Origin of the sequence: Ferrimonas balearica DSM 9799, assembly GCF_000148645.1 — a bacterium.
GTDB lineage: Bacteria > Pseudomonadota > Gammaproteobacteria > Enterobacterales > Shewanellaceae > Ferrimonas > Ferrimonas balearica.
In genome coordinates, this window is sequence record NC_014541.1 from 3,981,889 (window position 1) to 3,996,203 (window position 14,315).

The 14,315-nt window shown below is 63.1% G+C and carries 16 protein-coding genes; 15 read left to right on the forward strand and 1 reads right to left on the reverse strand.

Annotated features, from left to right (window positions below):
* The first annotated feature begins 42 nt into the window (after nucleotides 1-42).
* The 4 genes from argS to FBAL_RS18020 all read left to right on the forward strand — a co-directional run bounded on the left by argS (nucleotide 43) and on the right by FBAL_RS18020 (nucleotide 3,276).
* A complete protein-coding gene (gene argS / locus FBAL_RS18005) occupies nucleotides 43-1,791 on the forward strand; it encodes an arginine--tRNA ligase (protein ID WP_013347025.1) in 1,749 nt (582 codons plus the stop codon).
* Between the two features lie 4 nt (nucleotides 1,792-1,795).
* Nucleotides 1,796-2,356: an SPOR domain-containing protein gene (locus tag FBAL_RS18010; protein ID WP_013347026.1), complete on the forward strand. Its 561-nt coding sequence runs from the start codon at nucleotides 1,796-1,798 to the stop codon at nucleotides 2,354-2,356.
* Between the two features lie 25 nt (nucleotides 2,357-2,381).
* Entirely contained in the window at nucleotides 2,382-2,972 is a 591-nt protein-coding gene (locus FBAL_RS18015; protein WP_013347027.1) for a tRNA-uridine aminocarboxypropyltransferase, read from the forward strand.
* A 109-nt stretch (nucleotides 2,973-3,081) separates the two neighbouring features.
* A complete protein-coding gene (locus tag FBAL_RS18020) occupies nucleotides 3,082-3,276 on the forward strand; it encodes a hypothetical protein (RefSeq protein WP_013347028.1) in 195 nt (64 codons plus the stop codon).
* On the opposite strand, the gene phbB is transcribed toward FBAL_RS18020, so the two are convergent.
* The gene (gene phbB, locus FBAL_RS18025) at nucleotides 3,251-3,991 is read right to left on the reverse strand and encodes an acetoacetyl-CoA reductase (protein WP_013347029.1); all 741 of its coding nucleotides are present in this window, start codon (nucleotides 3,989-3,991) and stop codon (nucleotides 3,251-3,253) included. The genes FBAL_RS18020 and phbB overlap by 26 nt on opposite strands.
* Nucleotides 3,992-4,241: 250 nt before the next feature.
* On the opposite strand from phbB, the gene FBAL_RS18030 reads away from it, so the two are divergent.
* From FBAL_RS18030 to FBAL_RS18075, 11 genes are all read left to right on the forward strand, one after another.
* Nucleotides 4,242-6,260 carry a methyl-accepting chemotaxis protein gene (locus FBAL_RS18030; RefSeq protein WP_085949572.1) on the forward strand — a complete coding sequence of 673 codons (2,019 nt, stop codon included), beginning with the start codon at nucleotides 4,242-4,244 and terminating at the stop codon, nucleotides 6,258-6,260.
* Nucleotides 6,261-6,336: 76 nt separating this feature from the next.
* Entirely contained in the window at nucleotides 6,337-6,855 is a 519-nt protein-coding gene (locus FBAL_RS18035; protein ID WP_041251371.1) for a cytochrome b, read from the forward strand.
* A 142-nt stretch (nucleotides 6,856-6,997) separates the two neighbouring features.
* The gene (gene hslV / locus FBAL_RS18040; RefSeq protein ID WP_013347032.1) at nucleotides 6,998-7,534 is read left to right on the forward strand and encodes an ATP-dependent protease subunit HslV; all 537 of its coding nucleotides are present in this window, start codon (nucleotides 6,998-7,000) and stop codon (nucleotides 7,532-7,534) included.
* Nucleotides 7,534-8,862, forward strand: coding sequence for an ATP-dependent protease ATPase subunit HslU (hslU, locus tag FBAL_RS18045; protein WP_013347033.1), 1,329 nt, complete (start codon nucleotides 7,534-7,536; stop codon nucleotides 8,860-8,862). Before hslV ends, hslU begins: the two co-directional genes overlap by 1 nt.
* 9 nt (nucleotides 8,863-8,871) lie before the next feature.
* Nucleotides 8,872-9,264, forward strand: a complete 393-nt coding sequence (locus FBAL_RS18050; protein ID WP_013347034.1) for a gamma-butyrobetaine hydroxylase family protein — start codon at nucleotides 8,872-8,874, stop codon at nucleotides 9,262-9,264.
* 103 nt (nucleotides 9,265-9,367) lie between these two features.
* The gene (locus FBAL_RS18055; protein WP_013347035.1) at nucleotides 9,368-10,381 is read left to right on the forward strand and encodes an XdhC family protein; all 1,014 of its coding nucleotides are present in this window, start codon (nucleotides 9,368-9,370) and stop codon (nucleotides 10,379-10,381) included.
* Nucleotides 10,382-10,389: 8 nt separating this feature from the next.
* Complete coding sequence (locus FBAL_RS18060) at nucleotides 10,390-11,007, forward strand: nucleotidyltransferase family protein (protein ID WP_171814284.1); 618 nt, start codon at nucleotides 10,390-10,392, stop codon at nucleotides 11,005-11,007.
* On the forward strand, nucleotides 11,004-11,465 hold the full coding sequence (locus FBAL_RS18065) for a (2Fe-2S)-binding protein (protein ID WP_216086848.1): 462 nt from the start codon (nucleotides 11,004-11,006) through the stop codon (nucleotides 11,463-11,465). Before FBAL_RS18060 ends, FBAL_RS18065 begins: the two co-directional genes overlap by 4 nt.
* Before the next feature lie 10 nt (nucleotides 11,466-11,475).
* Nucleotides 11,476-13,632 carry a xanthine dehydrogenase family protein molybdopterin-binding subunit gene (locus FBAL_RS18070; RefSeq protein ID WP_013347038.1) on the forward strand — a complete coding sequence of 719 codons (2,157 nt, stop codon included), beginning with the start codon at nucleotides 11,476-11,478 and terminating at the stop codon, nucleotides 13,630-13,632.
* A gap of 56 nt (nucleotides 13,633-13,688) precedes the next feature.
* Complete coding sequence (locus tag FBAL_RS20495; RefSeq protein WP_013347039.1) at nucleotides 13,689-13,856, forward strand: hypothetical protein; 168 nt, start codon at nucleotides 13,689-13,691, stop codon at nucleotides 13,854-13,856.
* Nucleotides 13,853-14,314: a methyltransferase family protein gene (locus FBAL_RS18075; protein WP_013347040.1), complete on the forward strand. Its 462-nt coding sequence runs from the start codon at nucleotides 13,853-13,855 to the stop codon at nucleotides 14,312-14,314. Before FBAL_RS20495 ends, FBAL_RS18075 begins: the two co-directional genes overlap by 4 nt.
* Nucleotide 14,315: the final 1 nt, after the last annotated feature.

Consider the following 14,315-nt stretch of genomic DNA (forward strand, 5'->3'; position numbering starts at 1 on the left):
CCTTATCATGGCGGGAACCCCCAGAATTCTTTTGGTGTCGCGATGAAAGACCATATCCAGCAGTTACTTGAACAAACCGTCGACCGTCTTAAAGCCCAGGCCATCATCCCGGCCGATGCCGCACCGCGACTCCAGGTAGACCGCACCAAAGACAAAAGCCACGGCGATCTGGCCACCAACCTGGCGATGATGCTGGCCAAACCGGCCGGTAAAAACCCCCGTGAACTGGCGGGCCTGATCATCGACAACCTGCCGGAATCCACCCTGGTGGCCAAAACCGAGATCGCCGGTCCCGGCTTTATCAACTTCTTCCTGGATGCGGGCTGGCTGGGCAAGCAGATTGAAACCATCGCCAGCGATGACCGCGCCAACGTGGCCCCCATCGCTGCGCCGCAAACCATCGTGACCGACTACTCCGCGCCCAACGTGGCCAAAGAGATGGCGGTGCACCACATCCGCTCCACCGTGATCGGTGACGCGGTGACCCGCACCCTCGAATTCCTCGGCCACAACGTGGTTCGTGCTAACCACATCGGCGACTGGGGTACCCAGTTCGGCATGCTGATCGCCTATCTCGAGAAGATGGAGAACGAAAGCGCCGCCGATATGGACCTGTCCGATCTGGAAGCCTTCTACCGCGAAGCCAAGAAGTGCTACGACGAAGACGGCGAGTTCGCTGAGCGTGCCCGTAACTACGTGGTGAAACTGCAGGGCGGTGACGAGTACTGCAACGCCATGTGGCGCAAGCTGGTGGACATCACCATGGCGCAGAACCAGGCCATCTACGACCGCCTGGGCGTATCCCTGAGCAACGACGACATCATGGGCGAGAGCCTCTACAACCCGATGTTGCCGGAGATCGTGGCAGACCTGACCAAGCAGGGTCTGGCGGTGGAAGACCAGGGCGCCAAAGTGGTGTTCCTGGACGAGTTCAAAGGCAAAGATGGCAACCCGATGGGTGTGATCATCCAGAAGCGTGACGGTGGCTTCCTCTACACCACCACCGACATCGCGGCCGCCAAGTACCGTGTCGACACCTTCGCTGCCGACCGCATCCTGTACTTTATCGACTCCCGTCAGGCCCAGCACCTGCAGCAAGCCTGGCTGATCGCCCGTAAAGCCGGTTACCTGCCAGACACCACCACCACCGAGCACTGTGCCTTCGGCATGATGCTGGGCAAAGACGGCAAGCCGTTCAAAACCCGCTCCGGTGGCACCGTGAAGCTGGCTGACCTGCTGGAAGAAGCCCATCAGCGCGCCACCAAGCTGATTGGCGAGAAGAACCCGGACCTGCAGGGTGACGCGCTGGACACCATCGCCGCCACCGTGGCCATGGCGTCCGTGAAGTACTCTGACCTGTCCAAGAACCGTACCACCGACTACGTGTTCGACTGGGACAACATGCTGACCTTCGAAGGCAACACCGCGCCCTACATGCTGTACGCCTTCAGCCGCATCCAGTCCATCTTCCGCAAGGCGGGTGTGAACGCGGCCGAGCTGAACGGCACCGTGGTGCTGGCGCACGACAAAGAGGAAGCGTTGGCCCAGAAGCTGGTGCAGTTCAACGATGCCGTTCAGGGCGTCGCCAACAAAGGCATGCCGCACCTGATGTGCACCTACCTGTACGAGCTGGCCGGTGCCTTTATGAGCTTCTACGAAGCCTGCCCGATCAACAAAGATGACGTGGCTGAAGACGCCAAGGCCAGCCGTCTGCGCCTGTGTGCCGCGACCGCCAACACCCTGAAAGTGGGCCTCGGCCTGCTGGGCATCAACACCCTGGATCGCATGTAAGTTTATGGCAAAGGATTATGCCGGACGCGGGCGCCCTGCCCGCAAACCTGCCCGGGGCCGCAGTAAGGCCCCGGCGAAAAAGCCCTTCCCCTGGCCGATGGCGCTGGTGGTGGTGGCCCTGCTCTGCTTCTTTGGCTATCTGTTGCTGACCATCCAGGGTGCCAGCGACCGCGAAGAGGGCACCACCCCGGATGCGGCGGTGGAGCAACCTGCGCCGAAGCCGAAGAAGGAGCAAGCCCCGCTGCCGGAGAAGCCGCAGGAGGATTGGCAGTACATCGACGTGCTGCCCAACTCCGAGGTGGAGGTCGAGGTGCCTGAGCAGGAGACCGGCGGCCCATACCAGATGCAGTGCGGCTCCTTCCGCAGTGAGGATCAGGCCAACGCCATGCGCGCCACCATCGCGTTCCAGGGACTGGAGTCCCAGGTGCGTCGTTCGGAAGGCCGCAATGGGGTCTGGTTCCGGGTGGTACTGGGGCCTTATGAGCGCAAGCGCCTGGCGGAGAAAGATCGCCATACGCTGCAGCGTTCCGGCATCAACACCTGCCAGATCTGGCTGTGGAACTGAGGGGGCTTCGGCCCCCTTTTTTACCATGAGTCGCGCCACCTGCCCCCGCTGCCAACGCCCTCAGCGCACCTGCCTGTGTCACGCCATTAAAGCCACTGACCATCGCCTGCCGGTGCACATCCTGATGCACCCCTCCGAGCTGAAGTGCGCCAAGGGCACCGCTGGCCTCACCGCCGCCGTGCTCAACCACTGCCAGCTCTGGTGCGGTGAATCTGAAGCGGACTTCGCGCCGCTGCGGGCCGCGTTGGGCCAGCGCCCCAGTTTCCTGCTCTACCCGGCGGAAGACGCCCAACCGGTGGAGAGCGTCAGCCTGCCCGCCGATGCGCAGCTGCTGCTGATCGACGGCACCTGGCGCAAAACCCACAAGATGCTGCAGCTCAACCCCTGGTTGGCCGCGCTGCCCACCCTCACCTTCCGCGACGCCCCCAGCGGCGACTACCGCATCCGCAAAGCCCACCGGGCCGACAGCCTGTCTACGCTGGAAGCCACCGCCTACGCCCTGCAGTGTCTGGAAGGGCTCGACCCAGCCCCGCTGCTGACCGCGTTCGACGCCCTGAAACAGAGCCAACTGGCCCATATGCCGGAATCGGTTCGCCAGCGTTACCAGCGGGACTGAACCCCGCTTATCTCCCCCGTTACGACTCAGAAAAGATTTTATCCTTGCGTGCTTGCGCACAAATGATAACAATTCTCATTGTGTTTTGTTCGCGTAAGAGGAGGGTGATATGCAGGTTCAGGTTGGCATCGATATTGAGAAGTTGGCGGCACTGGTGCGCAGTGGTGCAGTGTGTATCGCCGATCTTCAGGCGCTGGACGCGGACACAAAAGCCGCCCTGTGGCGGCTTTGTCTGCACTGTGTCGAGTGCGACCGGGAGTTAACCCAGTCAGTGGTGGTCACGCCATATACTGACCGCCGTTGATGGCGAGGTTCGAGCCGGTAATAAAGCCGGACTGCTTGTCCGCCAGGAACGACACGGCGCGGGCGATCTCCTCCGGCTGGCCGAAGCGCTGAACCGGGATCTGACGGCGGATCTTGTCGCGGATGGCCTCATCAATCGCTTTGATCATGTCGGTTTCGATGTACCCCGGTGACACGGTATTTACCGTAATCCCCTTGGCCGCCACCTCCTGCGCCAGAGACTTGGTAAAGCCGTACATCCCCGCCTTGGCAGCGGCGTAGTTGCACTGACCAAACTGGCCCTTCTGACCGTTGATGGAGGAGATGCTGATGATGCGGCCATACTCACGCTCCAGCATCTTCGGCAACACCGCGCGACACAGGTTAAAGACGCTGTCCAGGTTGGTGTCCAGCACCGAGCGCCACTGCTCCGGCTCCATCTTCTTCAGGGTGCCGTCCTTGGTGATCCCCGCGTTGTTCACCAGCACGCCGATCGGCCCGATGGTCTCCTCAATATCCAGCACGATTCGCTGACACTCACCAAAATCCGCCACATCAAAGGGCAGGATGGTCACATTGGGGTGGCTCTGGGCCAGCTCACCCGCCAGCCGCTCCGCATTGCTGCTGTTGGGGCGACAACCCGCGACAACGTGGTAGCCTTCCTCAGCCAGAGCCTTGGTCAGGTACAGACCAATACCGCCTACTCCACCGGTGATCAACGCAACTGTTTTCTCCATGTCACTCATCCTCGTAGTCATTGGGCACCATTGATACTGGTCGAGGTTCGTGACAATTGCGTAACACCAATGGTCAAACCACCGGACCAACTGTGGGCCCCGTAGATGATGAAATAATCACCATCAATAACTCTGAATTTTGGGGCTTGAAAAGGGGATTCTGCGGTTTGTCCGTGACTTTCCTGCCGATACATATTTTTGTCATCTCGATGCCGTATCCAGAGCGTTGGTTTCCCTATCGGTTGCAGTCATGCAGTGGTTTTTGTCCGAAATTCGGCGACTTACTCTGGTTCAACGGGTCGTCATCTCGATGGTTTTGCAGTGGGTTATCGCCCTGGGCCTGGTGGCCAGCGCCCTCTGGGGCTTGTGGCAACTTAATCAGGCCATCAACCGCCTCAGCAACGAAGCGCTGCCCGTGGCCACCCTTGCCGCCGCGGTCGATAAGGGCGTGCTGCAGATGGACCAAACCCTGCGACAGGGGATCAGTGCGCCCGACACCGAAACTTTCGAACACAGCCGCACCGCCTTCGATGAGGCGTCCCGGCACACCGAGGCCATGCTGTCAGAGCTGACCCGTCAGGTGGATGACGGGCTGCGGCAGGATGCCGAGCGGTTGGGCGAATCGGTTCAGTTACTGACAGCCCGGATGCGGCCCCTGCTCGACAAAGCCGCCCGCCACCTTGAGGTGGAAGCCGCCCTGACAAGGGGCCGGGGCTACCTGCTTTACGCCATCGGGTCCGCCCGGGACGAGATGAGCCGCCTGGTGCCGTTACTATTTGCCGGCAATGAAGGGGCCCGCATGGCCTACGAGAGCTTTATCTCCGACGCCGGTGCGCTGATGACGGTGCAGATGAATCTGATGAGTGCCGGCAAGGTGGCCGACGCCAGGCGCCAGCTCAACGACGCCAAAGGGCTGATCTCCCGGATGCGTTTCCAGTACACCGCCCTGCTGCGGGAAAACCCGGAACTGGAGACCTACCCCTCGGTACAGATGGCGCTGGAAGCGTTAGAGCAGGGCATGGAGACCGGTGGCATGTTCCCGCTGCAGCTGGAGCGGGTGCAGCTGGAGGTGGACAGCCGCCAGGGTCAGCTGGAACTGGCTCCGGCTTTGGCGGGAATTGGCCAGCAACTGGGTCAGCTGATCACCCACACACAGGTTCAGGTGGCCGACAGTGAGCAGCAAACCCAGGCCGTGATCAACCAGAGCCAGCAGTGGCTGGTGGCCCTGACCGTGCTGGGCGTCCTGCTGATGGTGGCCCTGACCCTGCTGCTGGTGAGCCAGTTGCGCCACGCCCTGAAAGCGTTGAAAGGGGTGATTCAGGGGATGGCTGAGGGCGACTTCACCCAGCGCTGTCACCTGACCCAACCCGCCGAATTTGCCCAGCTGGGCCAGTGGCTCAATCGGGCCAACGAACAGAACCGCGAGGTGCTCGGTCAGCTGCACCAGCGCGGCGAGGAGCTGCACCAGGCCGCCCGGATCAGCGCCGGCATCAGCCACCGCCAGCAGGAGGAGCTGGGTCAACAATCGGAGCAGATCAACCGCATCGCGGCTGCCGTTGCCCAGATGGACGCCAGCATGCAGTCCATCGCCGGGGAGAGCCGCGACAGCGAAACACAGAGCCGCCGCTCCGCCACCCTGGCCCGGGACGGCCGGCAAGCCCTGGTGCGCACCAGTGAGCACCTGGACAACCTGGCCAGCCACCTGCAGGCCAACGATCAGCGGATGGACGAGCTGGATACTCAGGTGGACCAGATCGGCGCCGTGGCAGAGGTGATCCACCACATCGCCGAGCGCACCAACCTGTTGGCCCTTAACGCCGCCATCGAGGCAGTCCGGGCCGGGGAGCAGGGCCGGGGTTTTGCCGTGGTGGCCGACGAGGTGCGCAAACTGGCGGCCCAGACCCGGGAGCAGACCGACTCCATCGAATCGATGATCCAAACCCTGCACCTTGCCGCCCGCAACGCTCGTGACGCCGCTCTGGCCAGCCGCGAGGAGATGGACCGCACCCACGCCCTGCGCCAGCAACTGGATGAGGCGATGGCGCAGATCCAGCAGGCGGTGGTCACCGTTGAGCAGCGTGCAGTGGCGATCTCCCAGGCCACCTCAGAGCAGACCCAGGCCTGCCACCATGCCAGCGAAACCCTCTCCGACCTGGCCCGGCAAAGTGGCCATCGCCAAAACCAGATCAACGAGCTGTCGGTGCAGTCGGAACAGGTGGCTGGCATCGCCAATGAGCAACGGGAAAAGCTGAGCCGCTTTACGGTCTGATCCGGATCAAGCTGCCGGGTCGGTGAACGTGGTATCTAAGGCGCGAGTTTGAGAGTTCGTAAAAGGAGTGATTCTCATGAAGTACTCGCTTCCCCTGCGCGCCATCCACTGGCTGATGGCGCTGATGATGGTCGGCCTTATCACGGTGGGCTGGTATATGGCTGGCCTCGACCGCTCCCCCTTTAAGTTCGAGCTGTATGGCTGGCACAAATCCTTCGGCTTCCTGGCCCTGTTGCTGCTGGTGGCCCGCCTGTTGATCCGCCGTCGCAGCCCCATCCCCAGCTCCAAAGGGATCCTGGCGGGCTGGGAGATTGGCCTGTCCCATGCCACCCACTGGAGCCTCTACCTGCTGATGCTGCTGGTGCCGCTGTCCGGCTACATCATGTCCAGCATCGGCCGCGAACTGACGGTGTTTGGCCTGACCCTGCCGAACCTGGTGCCCCAAAGCGACGCGCTGCAGCAAACCGCCCATAGCCTGCATGGCCCGATGGCCTACCTGATGCTGGCGCTGATGCTGCTGCACCTGGCTGGCGCGCTGAAACATCGCCTGTTCGATGACCGTCCGCAGGCGGATGTGCTGCCAAGAATGCTCTGATCCCAGCCAAATCCCTGTCAGGGGGGTTGAACCACCCCCCGTCCATCCCCACATCTAGACTAACTGGCAGAGGGCGCCCCGCGCCCAACGCACCATTTCCAGACGGCGGCCCTTGTGGCCGCCATCAAGATAAGGGGTTTTCATGACCACGATCGTGTCCGTCCGTCGCGGCGACAAAGTGGTGATTGCCGGAGACGGCCAAGTCTCCCTGGGCAACACCGTGATGAAAGGCAACGCCCGCAAAGTGCGCCACCTGCACGGCGGCAAAGTGCTGGCCGGTTTCGCTGGTGCCACCGCGGATGCCTTTACCCTGTTTGAACTGCTGGAGTCCAAGCTGACCGCGCACCAGGGCCACCTGACCCGGGCCGCCGTTGAGCTGGCCAAAGCGTGGCGCACCGAGCGTTCCCTGCAGAAGCTGGAAGCGATGCTGATCGTCGCCGATGCGGAAACCAGCCTGCTGATCTCCGGTAACGGCGACGTGGTGGAACCGGAACACGACATCATCGCCATCGGCTCCGGCGGCAACTACGCTCAGGCGGCCGGCCTGGCCCTGCTGCAAAACACCGACCTCGGTGCCCGCGACATCTGCGAAAAGGCCCTGACCATCGCCGGTGAGATCTGCGTGTTCACCAACCTGACCCAAACCATCGAAGAACTTGACGCCAAGGGGGCGAACTGATGTCTGAAATGACCCCGAGAGAGATCGTCTCCGAACTGGATAACCACATCATCGGCCAGTCCGGCGCCAAGAAAGCCGTCGCCATCGCCCTGCGTAACCGCTGGCGCCGCATGCAGCTCGAGCCGGAGCTGCGCCAGGAAGTAACCCCGAAAAACATCCTGATGATCGGCCCCACCGGTGTGGGTAAAACCGAGATCGCCCGTCGCCTGGCCAAGCTGGCCAACGCGCCCTTCATCAAGGTGGAAGCCACCAAGTTCACCGAGGTGGGCTACGTGGGCAAAGAGGTTGAGCAGATCATCCGTGACCTGACCGACTCCGCCATCAAGATGACCCGCGAACAGGAGATGGCCCGGAACAAATTCCGCGCCGAGGAAGCCGCCGAGGAGCGGGTACTCGACGCGCTGCTGCCCAACCCCAAAGACCAGTGGGGCAACGAGCAGAAAGCCGACAACACCGCCACCCGCCAGGTGTTCCGCAAGAAACTGCGTGAAGGCCAGCTCGACGACAAAGAGATTGAGGTGGACGTGTCCCAGGCCCAGATGGGCGTGGAGATCATGGCCCCTCCGGGCATGGAGGAGATGACCAACCAGCTCCAGTCCATGTTCCAGAACCTGGGTGGCCAGCAGAAAGACCGCCGCAAGATGAAGGTAAAAGACGCCTTCAAACTGCTGGTGGAAGAGGAAGCGGCCAAGCTGGTGAAGCCGGAAGAGCTGAAAGAGAAAGCGATCGAAGCGGTTGAGCAGCACGGCATCGTGTTCCTCGACGAGATCGACAAGATCTGTAAGCGTGGCGAAGTGTCCGGCCCGGATGTCTCCCGCGAAGGCGTTCAGCGTGACCTGCTGCCGCTGGTGGAAGGCTGCACCGTTAACACCAAGCACGGCATGGTGAAGACCGACCACATCCTGTTTATCGCCTCCGGTGCGTTCCAGCTGTCCAAGCCGTCTGACCTGATCCCGGAACTGCAGGGCCGTCTGCCGATCCGCGTTGAGCTGGACTCCCTCACCGCCGAAGACTTCGTGCGCATCCTGACCGAACCGCACGCCAGCCTGACCGAGCAGTACAAAGCGCTGATGGGCACCGAAGGGGTGGACGTCAGCTTTACTGAAGACGGCATCCAGCGCATCGCCGAAGCGGCCTGGCAGGTCAACGAGCGCACCGAGAACATCGGCGCCCGTCGTCTGCACACCGTGATGGAGCGCCTGATGGAGGAGATCTCCTTCGACGCGTCCGACAAGAGCGGCCAGTCCCTGACCGTGGACGCCGCCTACGTGAACGCCCACCTGGATACCCTGGTGGAAGACGAAGATCTGGCCCGCTTTATCCTGTAAGGACTGCCCATGACCCCGAAAGTGACCGGACTGAAACTCAAACAGGGCTCGAAAGTGCTCGAGGTGCAGTTCGACAACGGTGACCACTTTGTTCTGGCCTGTGAGCTTTTGCGGGTCTGCTCGCCCTCCGCGGAGGTGCATGGCCACGGCAATCCGGTGCTGGTGACCAACAAGAAAGAGGTCAACATCACCCGGATTGAACCGGTGGGCAACTACGCGGTGAAGCTGGTGTTCGACGATGGCCACGACAGTGGCCTCTACTCCTGGAAAGTGCTGCACGATCTGGGCCGCAACCAGGACCAGCACTGGGCGGATTACCTGGCCCGTCTCAAGGCCGCCAAAGGCAGCCGGGAAGCGCTTATCCCCCTCAACGTGCAGTTCTTCGACCCGGACAAAAAATAGAAAAAAGCCACCGAAAGGTGGCTTTTTTGTGGCCGCAAACTGACCCGACCGGTCACGCCGTCCTTGTCTACACTACGTAGAGTTTTGCGACAGGGACGCCCTCATGCCTCACCATCCATTCCATCTTCTGCAGCAGTGGTTCCCCCATCGGGACGCCCGCCAATGGGTACTCGGCAACGTCTGTCATACCGCCGGTTCCGCCTACCGCAAAGCGGGCGCGCTGATGCTGTTCTCCGACCTTGGCGAGCAGCTTGGTCTGCTCAGCGGCGGCTGTCTGGAGAGCGACCTGCAGCGCCAGGCGATGGCGGTGATGCAAAGTGGCCGGGGCCGCCAGCAGACCTACGACAGCGACGACGAAGACAGCGTGGTGTACCAACTGGGGATTGGCTGCGGCGGCACGGTGCAGGTGATGCTGCAGCCCCTCAGTGCCGACAACGATTACCTGCAACTCGGCGCGCTTTATCAGGCCCTGCAGCAACGGCAGTCGGTGGTGCACGGCCTGACCCTGCCGGATAACACCGAACCGGATGCCGCACTCTGGCCCGCCCCGGACAGCCCGGGCAACGCGGGCTTTGGCGTCAGCCAGCGGGGCTTTATCGAGGAGCGGGGCAACCGCTCCTGGCTGCTGACGCCACACCGCGCCCCGCCCCTGCTGGCGATACTGGGGGCGGGCGTTGATGCCCAGCCTCTGGCCGAGTTGGCCATCAAACTGGGCTGGCAGGTGGTGCTCAATGATCCCCGCACCTCCCACGGTCGCCCGGGCCATTTTCCGGCACAGTGCCAGCTCACCAAGGCGATGCCCGAAGCGCTGCCGCAACAGCCCTGGTTCCGCCAGATCGATGCCGCCATCGTGATGCACCATCAACAGGGACTGGACGCCGATGCCCTCGCGGCGTTGGCGCAACAGCCGCCACGCTACTGCGCCCTGCTCGGCCCACGCCACCGGCGCCAACAGGTGCTCAGTGACGCCGGGCTGGCCACCTTTCCCGGGCTGGCGGGGCCTGCCGGACTGGCACTGGGCGGGGAACTGCCCGAAGGGATCGCACTCTCTATTCTGGCCGAATGTCATGCCGCACTGCACGGCGCCGATGGCCACTCACTCAGCGGGGTACTGTAATGGCGCCAGTGACGGCACTTCTGATGGCGGCCGGACAATCCAGCCGCTTTGGCAGCAACAAACTGCTGGCCACCCTCGATGGCCAGCCCCTGATCCAACGCAGTCTCTCTGCCCTGAAGTCGGTGTTGGGCAGGCAGGTGCTGGTGGTGTTAGGCCACGACGCCGACAAATTGATCCCCCTGCTGGGCGACACCCCCTATCTGGTGGCACCGGACCATGAACAGGGACTGGGCCACTCCATCGCTGCCGGCGTCTCTGCCGTGGCCGGCGACACCCAGGCCATCATGGTGGCGCTGGCCGACCAGGCCGCCGTCAACGAACACGACTACTGCGCGCTGGTGGACCGCTACCTCACCGACGGTCAACCGGTCTGCGCACGCTACGACGGCCACCTCGGCGTTCCGGCCATCTTCCCCCGCTGCCTCTACTCCCGGCTGATGATGACCAACGGCGACCGGGGCGCCCGGATGTGGCTCTCAGCCCTGCCCCGGCTGCACAAACTGGATATGCCCAATGCGGCCCTCGATATCGACACCCCGGCGGACCTGCGCCGCCTGGCCCAACCCTCCCCGGAGCCACACACGCTGCTGGCCCGGGTCCGGCAACGGAGCAAGCTATGGAGATGACCCTCACCATTAACGGCCAATCCCACAAAATTGACGTGGCCGACGACACCCCTTTGCTTTGGGTCCTGCGGGACACCATCGGCCTGACCGGCACCAAGTACGGCTGCGGTATCGCCCAGTGCGGCGCCTGCACCGTGTTGGTGGATGGCCGGCCCGCCCGCTCCTGCACCCTGCGGGCACGCAATGCCCAGGGCAAAGCGATCACCACCATTGAAGGCAACCAGGGCCGGGTCGGCGAAACCGTCATTGCGGTGTGGAATGAACTCAACGTGCACCAGTGTGGCTACTGCCAAAGTGGCCAGGTGATGGCCGCTACCGGGTTGTTGAGCAGCAACCCCAAGCCCGATGACGCCGCCATCGACCAAGCCATGTCCGGCTGCATCTGCCGCTGCGGCACCTACGTGCGGGTGCGTAAAGCGATTAAGCAGGCCGCCGAGCAACTGCAATCGGACAGCTGAGGAGGCCAGCATGATTGTGAAACGCCAAGGGTTAAGCCGTCGCCGCTTCCTGCAAGTGGTGGCCGGCACCGGTGGGGCACTGGTTCTGGGGGTGCATCTGCCCCGTCCGGCCCACGCCGAAAGCGAGCGCCCAGATGCCAACCGCCCCAACACCGATCCCAATGTGTTTATCACCCTGACACCCGACAACCGCGTGGAGGTGATGATTAAGCATCTGGAGATGGGTCAGGGCGCCTTTACCGGGCTGGCGATGCTGGTTGGGGAGGAGCTGGATGCGGCCTGGGACCAACTGGTGGCCAAACCCGCCCCCGGTGATCCCACCAAGTTCAACCACACCCAGTGGGGACCGATGCAGGGCACCGGTGGCAGTACCGGCCTGTCCAGTTCCTACCTGCAGATGCGTCAGGTCGGGGCGGCCATGCGCCAGATGCTGCTGGCCGCCGCCGCCAAGCGCTGGGGGGTCAAAGCCGACACCCTGCGTACCGAGCAGGGCCAGGTGATCAACGGCAATGAGCGACTCAGTTACGGCGAACTGGCCGAGGCGGCCCGGGCCGAACCGGTGCCCAACCCCGACGGGTTAACCCTGAAAAATCCGGACCAGTTCATCTACATCGGCAAACCGATGCCGCGACTGGATAAGGGCAAAACCGACGGCAGCGCCATCTACACCCAGGACATCAACCTGCCCGGCATGCTGACCGCCGTGGTGATCCACCCGCCCCGCTTCGGCGCCAAGGTGACCGGCTTTAACGCCAATGGCGCCGACAAGGCCGATGGCGTCGAAGGCATCGTCACCTTCTCCAACGGTGTCGCGGTGGTGGCCAAAGATTTCTGGACTGCCCAGAGCGCCGCCAAACAGGTCAAAGTGAGCTGGGACGAATCCAACGCGGAACGACTCAGCACCAGCGCCATGTGGGAAACCCTTAAGGGGCTGACCAACCAGCCGGGCCTGATCGCCGAACAGAAGGGGGACGCCAGCAAGGCGTTTGCCGAGGCGGCCCACACCGTCGAGATGGACTTCGCCACCCCGTTCCTGCCCCACGCCACCATGGAGCCAATGAACTGCGTGGCCCGGGTGGACAAGGACGGTTGCGAGCTGTGGAGCGGCTTCCAGATGCCCACCGGAGATCAGATGGGCGCCGCCCGGATCCTCGGCATCAAGCCGGAGCAGGTCAAAGCCAACGTACTGATTGCCGGCAGCAGCTTTGGTCGGCGCGCCAATCCGGCCTGGGACTACGGACTGGAGTGCGTCGACATCGCCCGCCAGTTCCCGGGCAAACCGGTCAAGGTGGTGTGGACCCGCGAAGTGGACACCCGCGCAGGCTGGTATCGCCCCGCCTACTACCAGCGGGTCAAAGCCGCCGTGGACGGCGAAGGCAAGCTGCTGGCCTGGCAGCAACATATCGCCGGCAAATCCGTGGTATCAGGCACCCCGTTTGAGTCCGCCCTGGTGCACAACGGCATTGACCACACCAGCATCGAAGGCGCCACCGACCTGCCCTACGCCTTCCCCAATACCGACTTCCGGGTGCACAACCACAACCACGGTGTGCCGGTGCAGTGGTGGCGCGCCGTGGGCCATAACCACACCGCCCTGGCCAAGGAGGTCACCATGGACGCGCTGGCCCGCAAGGCGGGGCAGGACCCGGTGCAGTTCCGCCTGCAACAGGGCACCAATCCCCGCTACAACGCGGTGCTGAAAACCGCGGCAGAGAAAGCGGGTTGGGGCAAAGAGATGGGCGCCAACCGGGGCATGGGCGTGGCGGTGCAGTTCCTGTTCGAAAGCTATGTGGCGCTGGTGGCCGAAGTCACCATGGAGGGGGACGAGGTCAAGGTCGACAAGATCACCTGCGTGGTGGATTGCGGCCTGGCGGTGGACCCGGACATCGTGGCAGCCCAGATGGAAGGGGGGATCGGCTTCGGCCTCGGCCAGGTGTTGTTCTCCACCCTGAGCATCGAGGACGGCAAGGTAAAACAGTCCAACTTCCAGAACCACAAAGTGGCGCGGATGCGCGATATGCCTGAGGTTGAGGTGCATATCATGCCATCGGCAGAACCGCCCACCGGGGTAGGGGAACCGGCCACAGCCGTGGTGGCCCCGGCGGTGGTGAATGCGGTGGCGGCGGCGACCGGAAAATACCGCACCCATCTACCCCTGATGGGGTAGCCAAAGCGCGGCTCAGGCGATAAGTTCATAGCAATCAGAAACGAATGGAGTCGTTCATGGTTTTATCGGACCTTATCACCTGGGCCCTGCTGGGCGGCATCGCGCTGATGCTGCTGTTGGAAGTGAGTGGCCTGCACAGCCTTCGTCGTCGCGAGCCGCAACTGAATCAGCGGCTGGCCTCGCTGGAACAGCGGGTGGCGGAGCTGGAGCGCAAACAACGATGAGGCAACTCGAGTTAAAGATCCCACCGGTGGCGCTGTTGCTGCTGGTGGGATTGATTATGTGGGCCCTGGCAGACCTGACCCCGAACCTGCCCATCACTCCCGCCATGCGCCTGAGCGCCCTGGTGGTGGCCCTGTTGATCGGCCCCGCCATCGCCATCAGTGGAGCCCTGGCGTTTCGCCGTGCGGACACCACCGTCAATCCCACCCGGCCTGAAACCAGCAGCCAGCTGGTGGTACGGGGCATCTACAAGCGCAGCCGCAACCCGATGTACCTGGGGATGCTGGTGCTGCTGATCGGCTGGGGCACCTACCTGGCCTCCCCCGCCGCTCTGGCGATGGTGCCGCTGTTTATGCTGTATCTGAACCGGTTCCAGATTGGCCCGGAGGAGCGCGCCCTGCGCCATCGCTTTGGCCATGATTTTGAACGCTATTGCCAGCGGGTGCGGCGCTGGATCTGAT